At 60.9% G+C, this 15,581-nt stretch carries 12 protein-coding genes; 7 read left to right on the top strand and 5 right to left on the bottom strand.

Features of this window, described 5'->3' with window-relative positions; translation table 11 throughout:
- Window positions 1-42 precede the first annotated feature (42 nt).
- The 5 genes from ACVOLI_RS05935 to ACVOLI_RS05915 all read left to right on the top strand — a co-directional run bounded on the left by ACVOLI_RS05935 (window position 43) and on the right by ACVOLI_RS05915 (window position 3,126).
- On the top strand, window positions 43-501 hold the full coding sequence (locus ACVOLI_RS05935; protein WP_481533911.1) for a YiiD C-terminal domain-containing protein: 459 nt from the start codon (window positions 43-45) through the stop codon (window positions 499-501).
- A 26-nt stretch (window positions 502-527) separates the two neighbouring features.
- On the top strand, window positions 528-956 hold the full coding sequence (locus ACVOLI_RS05930; RefSeq protein ID WP_481533910.1) for a hypothetical protein: 429 nt from the start codon (window positions 528-530) through the stop codon (window positions 954-956).
- Window positions 957-1,020: 64 nt separating this feature from the next.
- Window positions 1,021-1,458, top strand: a complete 438-nt coding sequence (locus ACVOLI_RS05925; RefSeq protein WP_057629188.1) for a rhodanese-like domain-containing protein — start codon at window positions 1,021-1,023, stop codon at window positions 1,456-1,458.
- A gap of 104 nt (window positions 1,459-1,562) precedes the next feature.
- Window positions 1,563-2,078 carry a protein-export chaperone SecB gene (gene secB, locus ACVOLI_RS05920; protein ID WP_282269650.1) on the top strand — a complete coding sequence of 172 codons (516 nt, stop codon included), beginning with the start codon at window positions 1,563-1,565 and terminating at the stop codon, window positions 2,076-2,078.
- A 19-nt stretch (window positions 2,079-2,097) separates the two neighbouring features.
- Window positions 2,098-3,126: an NAD(P)H-dependent glycerol-3-phosphate dehydrogenase gene (locus ACVOLI_RS05915; RefSeq protein WP_282269648.1), complete on the top strand. Its 1,029-nt coding sequence runs from the start codon at window positions 2,098-2,100 to the stop codon at window positions 3,124-3,126.
- Between the two features lie 274 nt (window positions 3,127-3,400).
- Here ACVOLI_RS05915 and ACVOLI_RS05910 read toward each other — a convergent pair whose 3' ends face one another.
- The gene (locus ACVOLI_RS05910) at window positions 3,401-3,973 is read right to left on the bottom strand and encodes an OmpO family porin (protein WP_481533909.1); all 573 of its coding nucleotides are present in this window, start codon (window positions 3,971-3,973) and stop codon (window positions 3,401-3,403) included.
- 448 nt (window positions 3,974-4,421) lie between these two features.
- Window positions 4,422-6,497, bottom strand: coding sequence for an O-linked N-acetylglucosamine transferase, SPINDLY family protein (locus tag ACVOLI_RS05905; protein WP_481533908.1), 2,076 nt, complete (start codon window positions 6,495-6,497; stop codon window positions 4,422-4,424).
- A gap of 585 nt (window positions 6,498-7,082) precedes the next feature.
- On the opposite strand from ACVOLI_RS05905, the gene ACVOLI_RS05900 reads away from it, so the two are divergent.
- On the top strand, window positions 7,083-7,325 hold the full coding sequence (locus ACVOLI_RS05900) for a WGR domain-containing protein (protein WP_481533907.1): 243 nt from the start codon (window positions 7,083-7,085) through the stop codon (window positions 7,323-7,325).
- An 833-nt stretch (window positions 7,326-8,158) separates the two neighbouring features.
- Window positions 8,159-12,028 (top strand): Ig-like domain-containing protein, encoded by a 3,870-nt coding sequence (locus ACVOLI_RS05895; protein WP_481533906.1) that lies wholly within the window; start codon window positions 8,159-8,161, stop codon window positions 12,026-12,028.
- Window positions 12,029-12,167: 139 nt separating this feature from the next.
- On the opposite strand, the gene ACVOLI_RS05890 is transcribed toward ACVOLI_RS05895, so the two are convergent.
- The 3 genes from ACVOLI_RS05890 to ACVOLI_RS05880 form a co-directional block, all read right to left on the bottom strand.
- Entirely contained in the window at window positions 12,168-12,521 is a 354-nt protein-coding gene (locus tag ACVOLI_RS05890) for a BON domain-containing protein (protein ID WP_481533905.1), read from the bottom strand.
- Between the two features lie 182 nt (window positions 12,522-12,703).
- The gene (locus ACVOLI_RS05885) at window positions 12,704-12,955 is read right to left on the bottom strand and encodes a hypothetical protein (RefSeq protein WP_303747999.1); all 252 of its coding nucleotides are present in this window, start codon (window positions 12,953-12,955) and stop codon (window positions 12,704-12,706) included.
- Between the two features lie 489 nt (window positions 12,956-13,444).
- Entirely contained in the window at window positions 13,445-15,370 is a 1,926-nt protein-coding gene (locus ACVOLI_RS05880; protein WP_481533904.1) for a CocE/NonD family hydrolase, read from the bottom strand.
- Window positions 15,371-15,581: the final 211 nt, after the last annotated feature.

Raw genomic sequence — 15,581 nt, 5'->3', positions numbered from 1 at the left:
TCCATGCATTATGCGGGCGCTTTCCGTTTTGCGTGCGCGTACATGTCCGAACATTTTGCTGACCCCGTGCTGCTGGAGAACCTCCAGCGCACTCTTACCGCAATGCCGCCGGTTGCGGCGATGGGCATTCGTATTGCGGGCTATGACAACGGCGTGCTGCGCATGCAGGCGCCGTTGGACGTCAACATCAACGACAAGGGCAATGCCTTCGGCGGTAGCCTGGCGTCGGTGATGACCCTGTCGGGCTGGGCGCTGGTCAGCATGCGCCTGGGCTTGGCCGGCCAGCAGGCCGAGGTGTACGTGGCCGACAGCAACATCCGCTACCGTGCGCCAGTGTATGGCGACCTGCTGGCAACCGCGCGGCTGGCGCCGGACCAGGACTGGGATGAATTCCTGACCACGTTCAGTAAGCGCGGCCGTGCGCGGGTGACGGTACGGGCGGCAATCGAAGGTGGGGCGGCCGAGTTCGAGGGTCGCTTCGTTGCCCTCGGCAAAGGCTAAGATCGGCCATTACCGAGGGGGCCTGCATGTTCCGAAACCTGTTCCAGTCCGTTGCCGTCGCCTTGTTGCTGGTCGCTGGTTCAGCCCAGGCAGAGGGCCCGAGCCGCTCACAGCGCAACAAGCTGGTGCCTACCCAGGAGGCCTATGTTGCGGCCGTGCGCTGGGGCGATTTCGACAAGGCGGAAGAATTCATCGACCCGCTCTACCTGCAGCAGCACCCGATCACCGACCTGCAGCGCGAGCGCTACCGGCAGGTGCAGGTGTCCAGCTACCGCGAGCGTTCGGCAGCTGCCGGCGCCGACGGCAGCATCGAGCGACGCATCGAAATGGGCGTCATCAACCGGAATACCCAGGCAGAGCGGACGGTCATCGTGAACGAGCGCTGGCGCTGGGATCCGGAAGCCAAGCGTTGGTGGCAGGCAGCCGGTTTGCCGGACTTCTGGCAGGGCCAATGAGGCATTGGCTGCATTTTCACCGGCTGTGCGACAATCCATGCCCTCTTATCGACCCGTGACCTGAGTGAATTACGAAGAGTTGCTGGCCTTCGCCGGCCGAAATCCGATGCTGTCGCTGGCCCTGGTCGGCCTGACGGTGGCCATCATTGCCACCGAGATCGCCCGCCTGTTCCGTGGCTACAAGTCGCTCAAGCCGTCTGAATTGACCCATATGATCAATGCTGGCGGCGCGACCGTGATCGATCTGTCGGCTGCCGCCGACTTCGAGAAGGGCCATATTGCCGGTAGCCGCAATGTGCAGCCGGCCCAGTTGACCCCCGCGCACAAGCTGCTGGCCAATGCCAAGCAGAGCCCGGTGGTGTTGCTGTGCCGTACCGGCAATGCCTCGGCAACAGCAGCCAAAGCACTGAAAAAAGCCGGTTACGAGCAGGTTTATGTGCTCGACGGTGGTTTGCCGGCCTGGCAGGCAGCAGATCTGCTGCTGGTCAAGGGCCGTAACTGAGTCAGCAAATTTTCAGTCAGGGCTTGTGTAGGTGGGCAACCGCCCCCATCGCTGGTCTTGTACTAATCCCATTCAATGAACAATCTGTTCTGGAGTCTTGAGCAATGTCCGAAGAGAACACCAACGGCGTAGTCCCGGCCGACGAATCCGCCAACGGCCCGGCTTTCACCATCGAGAAGATCTACGTCAAGGACGTTTCGTTCGAGTCGCCGAATTCCCCGGTCATCTTCAACGAGAACGTGCAGCCGGACCTGCAGCTGAACCTGAACCAGAAGGTACAGCGCCTGTCCGAGACCGCTTTCGAAGTGGTGCTGGGCGTGACCCTGACCTGCAAGGCCGGTGACAAGACCGCCTATGTGGCCGAAGTCGAGCAGGCTGGCGTGTTCGGCCTGATCGGTCTGGAGCCGCAGGCGATCGACGTGCTGCTGGGCACCCAGTGCCCGAACATCCTGTTCCCGTACGTGCGTTCGATTGTCTCGGACCTGATCCAGGCTGGCGGCTTCCCGCCGTTCTACCTGCAGCCGATCAACTTCGAAGGCCTGTACGCTGAAACCCTGCGTCAGCGCCAGCAGCAGGGTGAGCCGTCGCTGGCCGACTCCGAGCCGGCTGGCAACGCCTGATCGGCGTCTGCGTTTCTGTATGAGTACGAACGACGCAGAAAAGATCGCCGTTGTCGGCGCGGGCTCCTGGGGCACCGCGCTGGCCACACTGTTGGCCCGGCACGGTCATACGACCGTGCTGTGGGGACGTGATGCAGCGGTAATCGAGGCGATTGATCAGCGTCATGAGAATCCCCGGTACCTGCCGGGGATTCCCTTGCCAGAATCCTTGCGCGCCAGCACCGACCTGGCTGCCACCGTTACCGGGGCAGACTGGATCCTGGTGGTGGTGCCTTCGCATGCCTTTGCCGAAACCGTGCGCGCGCTGGCGCCGCTGCGGCCGGCGGGGGCAGGCGTGGCCTGGGCGACCAAGGGCTTCGAGCCCGGCTCGGGCCGTTTCCTGCATGAAGTAGCGCGTGAAGTGCTGGGCCCGGACGTGCCGTTGGCCGTCGTCACTGGCCCGTCCTTCGCCAAGGAAGTCACCCTCGGCCTGCCCACCGCCATCACCGTCCACGGTGATGACGATGCGTTCTCCCAGCAGGTGGCAGACGCCATGCATGGCCCGGCGTTCCGCGCCTATACCGGCGACGACATGGTCGGTGCCGAGCTGGGTGGGGCGATGAAGAACGTGCTGGCAGTGGCAACCGGCGTGGCCGATGGCATGCAGCTGGGCCTGAACGCCCGTGCCGGCCTGATCACCCGTGGACTCAACGAAATGCTGCGACTGGCCGCTGCCATCGGTGGCAAGCCGGAAACCCTGATGGGTCTGGCCGGCCTCGGCGATCTGGTGCTGACCAGCACCGGCGACCTGTCGCGCAACCGCCGCCTGGGTTTGGCGCTTGGTCGCGGCCAGAGCCTGCCCGATGCGGTGAAGGAAATCGGCCAGGTGGTGGAATCGGTGCAGACCGCCGATGAAGTCATGCGTCAGGCCGATCGCCACGGCATCGACCTGCCGATCTCCAAGGCAGTGCAGTCGGTACTGCACGGCGAACTCAGCCCATCCGAAGGCCTGCAGCAGCTGCTGGCCCGTGAGCAGAAGCCGGAGTACCCGGATACGCTGTTCAAGTAAGGATGAGCGACGATTAAAAAAAAGCCCGGCATTGCTGGGCTTTTTTGTTTTTTGTAGTGCCGAGCCACGCTCGGCAGTGGCTCTACCGGTGAAGCTTCAGCCGAGCATGGCTCGGCACTACAGAAAGCCAGGCTTGCCGAGCATGGCTCGGCACTACCGCCGGATGCCGCGCAAAAAAGAAGCCCGGTCGGGGGAGGACCGGGCTTCCAGCGGCGCGTGGGAGAGAGGTCACGCGCCATACAACACCACTACTTGTCGCTTGTTGCTGTGTCGCTTACCAGGTGAAGCGCGGGCCGACGAACCATTCCTTGTCGCCAGCCTTGGCCAGCTTCACTTCGCCGGTCAGGCCCCAGTTCGCGTTGAACTTGCCGGTGGCGCCGACGCGGCCGTAGAACTCGCCGTCCGGGTTGTAGCCGTTCTTCTTGCTGTAGTCCTCGTAGCCAGCCAGGGCATAGCCTTCGAGGTTCGGGGTGAAGGCGGTACGCACGCCGACTTCAGCGCTGTAACCGTTGAACTTCGGGCCGTACTCCAGATCCAGCTTCTGGTAGGCCGCACGGGCCAGCAGGTCGGTATTCGGGGCAACGGTGTAGTTGTAACCAACACCCAGGCGCCACTGGTCGACATCAGCCTTGAACTTGTCGGTTTCCTGCGCGTTGTACTCACCGAACACATGGAAGTTCGGATGTACCGCAACCGAGCCCTTCACCGCCCAACCATCGGCGTCGCCGCCCTTGGCGTCAGTATTCACATAGCCGCCTTCCACATAGTTGTAGGACAGGCCATCGGCAGCCGAAGCGGCGAACGGCAGGGCGGCCAGCAGGCCCAGAGCGATCAAAGAAGTCTTCATTTCGGCATTACCTCGTTATTGGTCTTGATCGTTACGGCCTGAATCTGTGGCCGTTCGATAGTTGTGAATTATCCGTTAGCCGACGGAATCCACCCTGAATATCAAACTGACCAGTACATAAATTAATGTGAAGAACCGGGAACTTCTCCCGCACATGGGCAACAGGCACGGCCGGGCCTGCTGCAAGCCATTGCTGTGGCAGCGCCATTCAATTGCGAGACTTTGATCGACGGGCGGCTCGATCAGCGGGTGCATCGGGCAGGGGAAGCTGCGGCGGTATCGAAGCGGAGGACAGCCCTCGACGTACGGTTTCCCGAAACAGACAGAGACGTTCGGGGGACAGGTGCTTCCCACAGCCGGCTGCTGCTCAAACGGATGATTGCGTGGCCGCCGCCAGCGGCTTCTGTCCCTGCGCCAACTGGCACTGGGACCTTGCTTGGAGCCGGCATTACCCGGTTGTGGCAGTGCGATGGGTCAGATCGATGAGATCTCTTTGTCCGCGCTTGGACTGCTCATGCATGGCTTGCAGCAGCTGCTCGAGCTGCGCGGCGAATTTGTGTGACTGGTAGAGGACCGAGGTGTTCAGCTGCTCGCCAAGCTTGCGGCGGATTGCTTCCCGCTTCGATGGGTTCCTGGCCAAGTCGATGGCGAGCGACATGTAGTCAGATCGACACGTGGTGGAGAGTTCCCGCATGCCCAGCGTGTGCAGCAGGCTGCCCGCCATGCGGCTGACGAAGGTTTCGCCCATGCAGGTAACCAGTGGAACACCTGCACGCAATGCATCGCTTGCCGTTGCGCCTGAGTTGTAGGGATAGGTGTCCAGGGCAATATCGGCAAGGGCAATACGGGCGCGGTGATCTGCCAGCGATTGGCGGTTGGCGAAAACAATACTTGTGGGCGCCACGCCACGCTTCTCGGCTTCCTTCAACAAGTTGCTCCGAATGACTTCAGAGGATCCAGGAGCGATCCACAGTACGCTTCGGGGCACGTTGCGCAGGATTTCACACCAGTCATCCCAGAGCTGTGGGGTGAACTTGAAGACCTGGTTGAAGCTGCAGAACACCACGGCATCGGTCGGCAGGTTCTCCGCCTCGCGCGCAGGCGGTTCCGCCAGCGGCGCCAAAGGACAGTTTGGCTGGAAGCATTCCGGCATCAGCGCCAACGCTTCACTGAACTGGCCAGCGTGCGCAGGCGGCGTGGCTACCGCATCGCTGATGATGTAGTCGGCGAGCCGCGCTTCGCCCAAGGTGCCGACATAGCCAATCCACGACGCGATGACAGGTGCTGGGCGCAGCGCGCAGATTCCAAGGCGTGCATGGGTGGTGTAACCGGTGAGGTCAATCAGGATATCGATCTGGTCATCGCGGATCAGCTGCGCAGCCTCCAGATCATCCATTCGGCTGATGACGGTGAAGTGATCGGCAGCTTCAACCAGCCTGCGTCGTTCTTCATCGTCGGCTTCCGGACCATAGGCATACAAGTGTGCCTGGAAGTGCTTGCGGTCGTGCGCGGCGATGACCTCGGTGATCAGGTGGGCGACCGGATGGTTACGAAAATCGGCGGACAGATAACCGATACGCAGGCGTCCGTCGTGCGCCTTGGCAATTGAGGGCACCAGCGGATCTGCCGCCAAGGCGGCTGTCCAACGTTTGCGGCCAAACTGGCCAGCGAGTCTGTATTGCATCGTGGCATCGAACTCTGGCCAGGCGAGCAGGTCGAGTGGTGAGAAGTCGTTGGCGTCGCCTTGCATCAGCAAGGAGAGAAAGTCGTCCATCGATGGCTGCCGGGCTTCCCAGTCAGCCAGTTTGCGGCGCAGGCTCAGAATGCGCCCGACTATTCCGATATTGCCCGGATGGAGCTCCAGCGCCTGTTGCAGGCAGGCAAGGGCTTCAACGTCCTTTCCGGTTTTTTCCAGGATGCCTGCGAGGTTCAAGCGTGGCTGGAGGTAGCCCGGCTTGCAGGCAATGGCCGAACGAAAGCTTGCCTCCGCGGCGGCTTTGTCGCCATCGATTGTGTCCTGTGCGTGGCCGAGGTTGTTGTGGGCGTTGGCATACGTCGGATCAGCCTTGATCGCCCGCCGATAGCACTCCATGGCTTCTGCTTGCCGGTCGGGCGTGAAGCTGTTCTTGAGGATGTTGCCCAGGTTGTTCCAGGCGTTGGCCTGGTTTGGATTCAACGCCAGGGAGCGACGGTAGGCCTCTTCTGCTTCAGGCACGCGGTGCATGGCGTTGAGCGTCAGTGCCAGATTGATATATGCGTCGGCATTGTCTTCTGTGGCCGCTGCCACGTTGAGATACCGCTCGGCGGCCTGGAAGTCCTTGTTGAGATAACAGATCACGCCTGCGCAGACCAATCCACCGGGATGCGCTGGCGATAGCTTCAACAGCTTCCTGCGGCAAAGCTCCAGCGCCTGGTTCAATTGGCCCTGGTGGTACAAGCCCAGTACATTTGCGTAAATTGCGTCAACGCTGTTCGCCGGGCGGTTGTTCGATCGTTGAGGACGTTTTCTGTCTGGCCGACTCATTCAGCTCTCCGCGGTGATGGGCTTTGGTCTTGCCCCAGCCACAGACATGCGAGCCCTGGAAAGCTGAACCCTCCGGACCCCCGGATCTGCCCAGCGCACGGGCTAGGTCAGGTAGCTATCCAGTCCACTATGGCGAGGAATTGGCGGAAGAGTGCTTCAATTTGTGGAATGTATCTGTAGGACAATGCCTATTCTGAAATCCTGGCTTGGCCTGTTTTTGCTCCAACAACGGGCTGATCCAGACTGCGCCCGCCAAATCAATACAGGATGCTGCCCAATACAGCACGAACTTCTATCAAACCGCCTGCGGCTTGGAGGAATCTCCTGAACTGCCGGTGGGACAAGCACGGATACCCAGCACGGATGTCACAACCGGGGAACGGCCCGCACTGGCGCCGCTCGATTACCACCGGCAATTGGTGGCACGCTTGAAGCAGCACGAACCCGATGTGTGGCGCTGGGCGGTATCGCAGAGAATGCAGCGCTGCGCGGCATAGAACCAGAACCGGTCGATGCATTTGATCTGATGGTCGCACAGCCACAGCCACAGCCACAGCCACAGCCGCGTAGAGCGTGCAGGTCAGCGTGGACGACGTGCCTCCTCTGTTGGTAGAGGCTTGTGTTACCCGCAGCCTGGTGTTCGATCAGGGCTGTTCGAACAAGTTCTGGCGCGTGTCAGTCAGTGGCAGCGAGTTGGCGGTGAACTATGGCTGCAACGGCAGCATTGGCCAGCGCTACGTGAAAGTCTTCGATAGTACCGAGCGTGCACGCTTTGAGCTGGAAAAGCTGGTGGCCGAGAAGCTGGGCAACGGTTGTCGCGATGCTTGAATCCCTGATGTGCGAGCGATGGCAGGATCACGCATTGGCGTGATGGTGGGGTTCGTGATGCAGTGGCCACGCTAGCGACGTTCACGTGATCATGGATGCCGTCGCTATGAGCCGTTCGCTCTCTGTAGCTGCGGTATCGCCGATGACATGCGGGCGATGCCATCGTCCCATTACCTGATGGAGCACGATGATCTCGCTTGGCAGGTGCCGTCGCTGCGACGGCCAAACCTGCGCTTTCGATGCGGACTGGAGAGTTTCACCAGGGAAACCGTCGGGGGACATGTTTCCGCTTTTTCATGCGGCAAAGTACCTTTGGCGCTGAACGCGCCAGCCCTGGGTTCAGGGTTCGGAGTTTGAGTGGTTTCCCATGTATCTATTTCGGCGGCACGCGGATAATCCCCTCGCTGGCACTGCCCCGGTCGCTTGCAACAGCGTTACCCGGTATGACTGCCGAAAGCCCTGACACAACACACGCATAGCCGAAGGACTGCCCGTTCCCGCGAGCAGTTTCTTTTGCATGGACTGGTGTTGCTTGGATGGGACTTTCACAGTGAAGAAGCAGCTCCAGCAGGAAGCAGGCGATGCGCGAGCCCGCTGTGTCCAATTCGATGATTGGAAGAGACGATGAGCCGCTGGAAGCAGGTCCGGCACGGGCATCTGTGCCCAGCTGTTTCGTGGTCTGGCACATGTTGGTTCGCTACGGCGTTCATCGATTGTAGGCAAGGGCGCGAAGTCGTGCGTATCGATGCAGGCCCGGGTGCAGGGAAGGTTCTGGAAGTCAGGTGTGCAGTCGCTGCGAGGCGACTGTGCGATCAATTCAATGGAGGCAACAGGTGAGCGTAGTGGGCAACGATCGGATCGCGCAGATGATTGCGATCAAGGACAATCATTCTTATGCGGCGGACAGTGCGCCGGCCATCGATACCATCGTCGATGACCACGGCGACAGGACCGGCACTATCAGCAACGGCGGCTATACCGATGATGGCCGTCCTGAGATCAAGGGCCAGGGCCGACCAGGTGACCTGGTGCACGTGTATGACGGCAACGATCTGCTTGGCCACGCCCAGGTTGGACTCGATGGAACGTGGACATTCACTCCGATCTATCCGTTGGCCGATGGCAAACACAGTCTCAGCATCATCCTAGAATCGGCAAGCGGCGAGATCAGCGACGAATCCGCCCCTTATGTCATCTTCGTGGACAAAGTGGCGCCCGAAAAGCCCTCGATCATCGAGGTGGTTGACGACGTTGGCCCGCAGACCGGCCCGGTAGGCAATGGCAGCGGTACCGATGACACCACCCCTACGCTGTCGGGCAAGGGCGAGGCAGGCAACATCGTCACCATCATCGACAATGGCCAGGTGATTGGTGAGGTGCAGGTTGCCGATGACGGCAACTGGACCTTCACGCCGGATACCGAGCTTGTGGACGGCCAGCACGAATTCGAAGTGGTGATGACTGATCAGGCCGGCAACGTCTCCGAGCATTCGGAAAAGCACCTCATCGTGGTCCAGGCCAAGCTGCCTGCACAGATTGCCACTGTCACCTCGATGAGTAAGGACTGGGGTGTCAGCAGCAGTGACTGGCTTACCAATGACGGTGGCGCCGGTCGTCTGATGCAGGGTGTGCTCAGTGCACAGCTTGGTGCCGACGAACGTCTGCTGGTTTCCACCGATGGCGGCCTGAGCTGGAGCCAGGCGATGGTGGATGGTCTGAGCTGGGCGGCGCAGGATCGCAACAGCCACAGCGGCGACTGGTCAATCCAGACCAAGGTAGTGAACGATGCTGGTCGCAGTGGTGCAGTGGAATCGCGCGACGTGTTTCTCGATACCCTGGCACCAGACGCGCCTACCAAGTTGACGGCTGACGGCTCCTATCTGACAGTGGCATTCAACAAGGCTGGTGTCTCTGCCGGCGATACCGTCAGTGTTGTGCTGAACGGCCAGCGCTTTGACTACTCGTTGACCGCCAAGGATGTGGATGCGGGCAGCGTGCGAATTGCTCCTGGCTTCTCGGTTGCCAGCGGTGACGTCATGGCCGCGATCATCGACAAGGCCGGTAACAGCTCAAAGTACCGCGATATGGGTGAGCAGAAGTACATCGATTTCACCGGCGCAGGCTACGTCGATCTCAATACCGGGCAGAGCACCAGTCACAAGGGGCTGCGTATCACCTCCGAGTATGATTACAACCTGTCCAAGATCTACGGGCTGATGACCGGCCTGACCAACTACGATCCGGCGATCAACACCGGCATGAAGCTCGGCGTCACCGGTCGTACCCGCATCGACTTCACCGAAGGCCCGGTGTCCGAGGTCAAGTTCCTGGTGACCAACCTGCAGGCCGGCTATTTCGCACCGACAACGGTGAGGTTCTATTCGGCCAATGGCGCACAGGTTGGTCAGCAATCGCTGTCGGCATACTGGCCGAACACCGTGAATGCATACTTCAAGGCGCCAGCAGGCCAGGAGTTCTCGTACATGGTGGTGACTACCGGAGCCAGGATCCCGGGCAAGTGCGTCATTGGTGATTGGGATTGGATCGGCCTGGACAATTTCGAGTTCCGTGGCGGCGCAAGCGAGCTCAACGTACTCGCCAACCAGACCATCGAGAACAAGGCCGGCACCTACTACGGTGGCAACGAGGACAACGTGTTCACGCTGGCCAACGTCGCCCATATCAACGCGGCGACCAGCGGTGGCGTTGCCGGCGGCGGCGGTGCGGATACGCTCAAGCTGACCGGCGCCAAGCAGGTGCTGGACCTGGCGCTGTTGAAGGACAAGATAGATTCCATCGAGATCTTCGACATCACCGGCAGCGGCAATAACACGCTGAAGATGTCGATTGCCGATGTACTTGGCACTGGTGCACGTGATCAGTTCGTTGCCGATGGCAACGTGCAGGTGCTGGTCAAGGGCAATGCCGGCGACAACGTGGTGCTCGGTGCAATGATGAACGGCGCGGTCCAGGGCGAATGGCAGTTGCAGAGCCAGGTAGTCGTCGCTGGCGTCACCTATGACGTTTACAAACACTCGGTGTTCGCAGCGGAAGTACTGGTGCAGTCGGGTGTCGGCGTGCAGCTGGACATGTCCATCGTGATGATGGGCAAGGACAGCCACACCGCCGGCGATTACAGCACCGCCGATGGCAGCTCGGGCCGCCTTGTGCAGGGCGAGTTGGCTTCGGTCCTGCCTACCGGCGCCCGGATAGAAGTGTCCACCGATGGCGGCAAGCAGTGGGGCACCGCGCTGGTCAAGGATGGCAAGTGGTACTTCACCGATACGCAGGCGCATGCGCAGAGCTGGAACATCCAGGCCCGTGTGGTCAGTGCATCCGGCACCATCGGCCAGACCATCGAGCGCAATGTCGAGTTGACCGCCCAGCTTGGAGCGCCGTCGATTATAAGAATTGCCGAGGCCGAAGGCGTGCTGACTGCCGCCGAAGCAAGCAATGGCGTGGACATGATTGTTTCCCTGGACGGCTCGACCGCCAACGCCGGCGACATCGTGCACGTGCAGTGGGGTATCGCCACCTACGCACATGTGCTGACCGCCGCGCAGGTGACTGCCGGGCAGGTCACGGTGAAAGTGCCGGCGGCGGTGACCAGCAATGCCGTTACCACCGCGCAGGGTGTTGCCTATGACTTCGAGGTGGCGGTTAGCATCGTCGCCAATGGCGTGCAGGGCCCGAAGTCGGACGCCTACAGCGTTATTGGTGGTGGCTTTGCCGCCAAGGCGCTGAGTGACACGCTGAATGTTGCCAGCACTCTGGTGGTCGACGATGCGTATGCGGGCAAGGGCGTGACCGTGAGCGCGGTGAACGGAACCCTCAGCAAGGGTGCGGCGACCACCGCCACCCTGGCGGGCCTGACCCTCACCGGTAGCGAGGATGCCGTGCTGCATTTTGCCTTGGAGAAATCTGCCAGCAAGTTCCAGCTGACCTTGTCCGGCTTGGACAATACGGCAGGCGGTGCGGTGATCGTCATCTATGACGTGGCCGGCAACGTGCTCAAGCGCGAAACCATCACCGGTACGCTGACTTCCAAGCGTTACGTCAAGGCCTATGCCTTCACCGCGCCGGAAGGCGTGGATGTGGGTAGCTTCGACATCATTCCCGCAGGCGGGAAGATCACCGTTGGTGCTTTCAGCCAGACGCAGGTCACGCATGTGTCGGACGTTCGCGACGTGAACACCGTTGATGAGCTTGTCGACACGTATTACGGCAGTGCGGGTGATGACGTGATCACCTTGAAGTATGCCGCTGCCACCTATCTTGCCAATGCCGGTAACAAGGGCATCCATGGCGGTGATGGTATCGACGTCCTGAAGATCGCAGGTGCAGGCCAGGCCTTGAACCTCAACCTGACCACCTCCGCGGGCAAGCTCTCCGGCGTTGAAGTCATCGACCTGACCGGCACTGGCAACAACACCTTGACCCTGTCACTGAAGGACGTGCTCGCCAATGGCCAGGTGGACCTGTTCCATCAGGGCGACAAGCAGACCGTGCAGATGATGGTGAAGGGCAATGCCGGCGATGTCGTCAATATCGATGACCTGCTGGGTACGGGCGGGCCTGATCTGGGTGATTGGGCGTCGATGGGCAAGCAGTCCATCGAAGGCGTCTCGTATGTTGTGTACCAGCACTCGGGCTTGGATGCCGAGCTGCTTGTGCAGGACACGATGAAGGTCGGCTTGATCTAAGCATGCTCACGCAGCCGACTGGATTGCCGGCTGTCGGCGACTGAAACGAGAAAGCGGCACCGTGAGGTGTCGCTTTCTCTGTATCCGATTGATGTTTATCCAGGGACTATGGCTTTATCAGTGGATCAACATCAGTGGATCAACGCGCGGGTGCGACCGTCAGTGCCGAGCTGTTCACGCTCTTCACGCCCTTGATTGCACGTGCGGCGGCAATGGCGCGGTCGGCTTCCGCCTTGGTGGCGACGGCGCCGGTCAGTGTCACCACGCCGTTGACCGTTTCCACCTTTATCTCGGTGCCGGATACATCCTTGGTGGTAAGTAGATCGGCCTTCACCTTGGTGGTGATCCAGGTATCGGTGCCTGGCTGCTCGGAGGCCTGATCGTGCGTGGAGTGGGCGGCCTGGCCTGCGGCCTGCACGGTGAGGGCAGTGCCTGCGCAGCCAACAGCGATCACGCCTGCGAACAGCAGTTGCTTCATCTTGCGGGTATCCATGACGCGTCTCCGATCAGAGCAACGATGCTCCAGCTGCAGGATGCAGCAACCACGATTAAGTGGATGCCTGCATCCGGTGACGGGCAGGTGCATGAAAAGGAAAGTTCGCGTAATGCCAATCATGTGATGCAGCACGTGCTGCGCTCATGCAGATGAATGCCGGTTGGCTGCATTGCACATGATCAGGCGATCATCAGATCCCATGGCAGGTTGGAGTCACGGAACTTGAAGCGGTAGCCATCGAAGTCGATCTGCTTGGCGATGTTGCCTTGCTCATCGATCATCGTATGGAAGCAGACGTCGCTCAGCCCCATGGTCGCGACGCGGCGACCATCGCTGCTGCCCTTGGCGACGTTCCTGGATTCAGTAGCCAGCAAGGTCACCAATCGACGCTGACGGCCGGGCCCTTCAAGGAAAAATTTGATCTTGTCCAATGAACTTCTCCAGTAGGTGATCCCCTGATCTGGCTGTACAGCTATAGCCGGGATCGTGAACAGGCAGCAATACGTGAATACGCATAAACGGATAACGCTGCGCATTACGCGAACTGCGTTGTGGCGTTGCTGTGTGCTGCGTCGCGTTGTGCCACGCGGCGTTAACAATCACCAAGGCACGACCGACAGCGCGATGACTGCGGCGAGGACGGCGATGCCGATCAGTATGATGCTGCGCTGGCTGAGCCTCCTGCGCTTCATACATGCTCCATTGCATTGCAGGCAGTGATGCCGACTATTGCTATAGCACGGCCATCAGCAACGGCAGCGAAACATGGTGGTGCGGATGTTTTGTAGGAGCGGCGTAAGCCGCGAAGCTCACGCCGCTTCCGCCACCGCGTTGTTCGCTACTCCATCAAGCACACCAATGATCAAGCCGCATGCAGTTTCCCCATGCTGTTGAGCGCTGGTTCCGTCATTGCAGACGCATCACTCAACAACCGGAAGCGTGATGTAGCTCGGATGCTCGCTGCTGTTCCAGATGCGCTGCGTGGCCTTTCGGTAGTCGCCGGGTTGGGCGAAGAAGATGTTGTCCACATAGCTTTGCGGATTGCGGTCGTAGAGCGGGAACAGGCTGGACTGCACCTGTACCATCAAACGGTGCCCCGGTTGCAGGGTCTGGTTCACGTTGGGCAGATCGAAGCTGTAGGTCTGCGGTGCATCCGCCGTGATTGCTTTCGGCTGGCTGAAACTCTCACGGTAACGGCCGCGGAAGATGGTCACCGCAAGCGGCAGCTGGTAGCCGGCCATCTTCGGGTTGTCGGGATACTGATCTGGATAGACATCGATCAGCTTGATCACCCAGTCGCTGTCGCTGCCGGACGTGGATGCGCTGAGCTGTACCTGCGGAATGCCGGCCAGTTTCATCGGCTTGTCCAGCACCGGGCCGGTATAGGTCAGTACGTCGGTGCGGCCATCGACGAAACGTTGATCGCGCACCAGCCATGTCGTCCAGACATCACGATCACCCATGTTGACCGGGCGCGGCACGAAGGGAACAGGCTTGGCCGGATCGGAAATGTACTCTGCGTACTGCGCACCGTTGGTGGCGCTGTTGAAGCCCAGCTGCGTGTCGGTGTTGAGATAGAGTCTGCGCGTGTTGGCGGTGCAGCCTTGCCTGCAGCTCTGTGGCCAGTTGCTGTAGGTGTCCCAACGGTTGCTGCCGGCGTCGTACACCCACACCGGGGGGGTGTTGGCGACCGGCGCGCTGTCCTTGAGGTATTGATCGAAGAACGGCTTGAGCACATCGCGTCGCCACTGCAGGGCGGTGTCGCCATTGAAGTCCAATGCGCCCAGCGAGCTGCCGTTGTAGTTGGCACCGCTGTGCCGCCACGGCCCGATCACCAGGAAGTTGCGCGTGTTGTCGTGGTCCTTGGGCTCCAGTGCGGCCCAGGCGGTATGCGCACCATAGATGTCTTCCTGATCCCACAGGCCTTGTTCCCACATGGTGGGAACGCTGATCTCCGGCAGCTTGGCCAAGAGCTTGTCCAGTGCCTGTTGCTGCCAGAAGGCGTCGTAGGCCGGGTGCTCGCTGACCTTGTGCCAGGCTGGTATCTGTTCCAGCCCCAGTGTCTTGGCGAAGGCGCCCACCGAGCCTGCCTGCAGGAAGCTGCTGTAGTCGTCGCCGCTTGGCATGGCGACTCTCGCGCCGGCGCCGCGTGCGGTCATCTGCCCGCTGAAGTAGCCCAGGTTAACCTGCCGATAGGCGCCGTGCTGGAACCAGTCATCGCCCATCCAGCCGTCGATCATCGGGCTTTCCGGCGCGGCGACTTTCAGTGCGGGGTGTGGATCAAGCAAGGCCATCACCACCGTGAAGCCTTCGTAGGAAGAACCGAGCATGCCCACCTTGCCGTTGGACTCGGGCAGATGCTTCACCAACCAGTCGATGCTGTCCCAGGCATCGGTGCTGTGATCGATCTTGCCTGGGTTGAGTGGACCACGTGGTGGCCGGGTCATCACGTAGTCGCCCTCCGAGCCGTATTTGCCGCGCACATCCTGGAACACGCGGATGTAGCCGTCCTCGGCGAACACCGTGTCGCCCTGGGCGAGGGCATCGACCAAGCGTGTTGCGCCCGGTGTGCGATCAACCCGGCCGGCTGCGTTGTACGGCGTGCGCGTGAACAGGATCGGTGCGTTGTGTGCGCCCTTGGGGATCATGATCACGGTATAGAGCTTGACCCCGTCGCGCATCGGGATCATCACCTCGCGCTTGTTGAAGTCGCGAGCTGGCAGCGGGGCGACGAATTTCTTGCCGGTGATGTCCGGCGTCATTGGCGCTAGCTGCGCGCTGGCCGGCAGCGTCATGCCCAGGCAGGTGATGGTAGCGATGGCTGCTGCCAGCGTCAGGGTCCGCATTGCGCCTACCTCAATTGCCTGGGTGAACGCTGACGCTATGCCTGTGTAGTGCGGGTTACACATGGCAAAGGTCATGGAGTCGTTGAAGTGATAGACGAAGCGAGGCAAAAGCGACCCCCTCCCCAACCCTCCCCTGCGCTACGCGCAAGGGAGGGGGCAGAAGCGGCGCTGCGTTGGTCTGACAGGACGCGGCAAACAGCCCCCTCCCTTG

The organism is Stenotrophomonas sp. STEN029, from assembly GCF_056760015.1.
Note: the sequence above shows the minus strand (reverse complement) of the source record. Positions and strands in the feature narration are given on the sequence as shown.

Excerpts from the sequence above, each read along its gene's own strand:
- ACVOLI_RS05935 (WP_481533911.1), top strand. The coding sequence starts at position 43 with ATGTCCGAACATTTTGCTGACCCCGTGCTGCTGGAGAACCTCCAGCGC.
- ACVOLI_RS05930 (WP_481533910.1), top strand. The coding sequence starts at position 528 with ATGTTCCGAAACCTGTTCCAGTCCGTTGCCGTCGCCTTGTTGCTGGTC.
- secB (WP_282269650.1), top strand. The coding sequence starts at position 1,563 with ATGTCCGAAGAGAACACCAACGGCGTAGTCCCGGCCGACGAATCCGCC.
- ACVOLI_RS05915 (WP_282269648.1), top strand. The coding sequence starts at position 2,098 with ATGAGTACGAACGACGCAGAAAAGATCGCCGTTGTCGGCGCGGGCTCC.
- ACVOLI_RS05910 (WP_481533909.1), bottom strand. The coding sequence starts at position 3,973 with ATGAAGACTTCTTTGATCGCTCTGGGCCTGCTGGCCGCCCTGCCGTTC.
- ACVOLI_RS05905 (WP_481533908.1), bottom strand. The coding sequence starts at position 6,497 with ATGAGTCGGCCAGACAGAAAACGTCCTCAACGATCGAACAACCGCCCG.
- ACVOLI_RS05890 (WP_481533905.1), bottom strand. The coding sequence starts at position 12,521 with ATGGATACCCGCAAGATGAAGCAACTGCTGTTCGCAGGCGTGATCGCT.
- ACVOLI_RS05880 (WP_481533904.1), bottom strand. The coding sequence starts at position 15,370 with ATGCGGACCCTGACGCTGGCAGCAGCCATCGCTACCATCACCTGCCTG.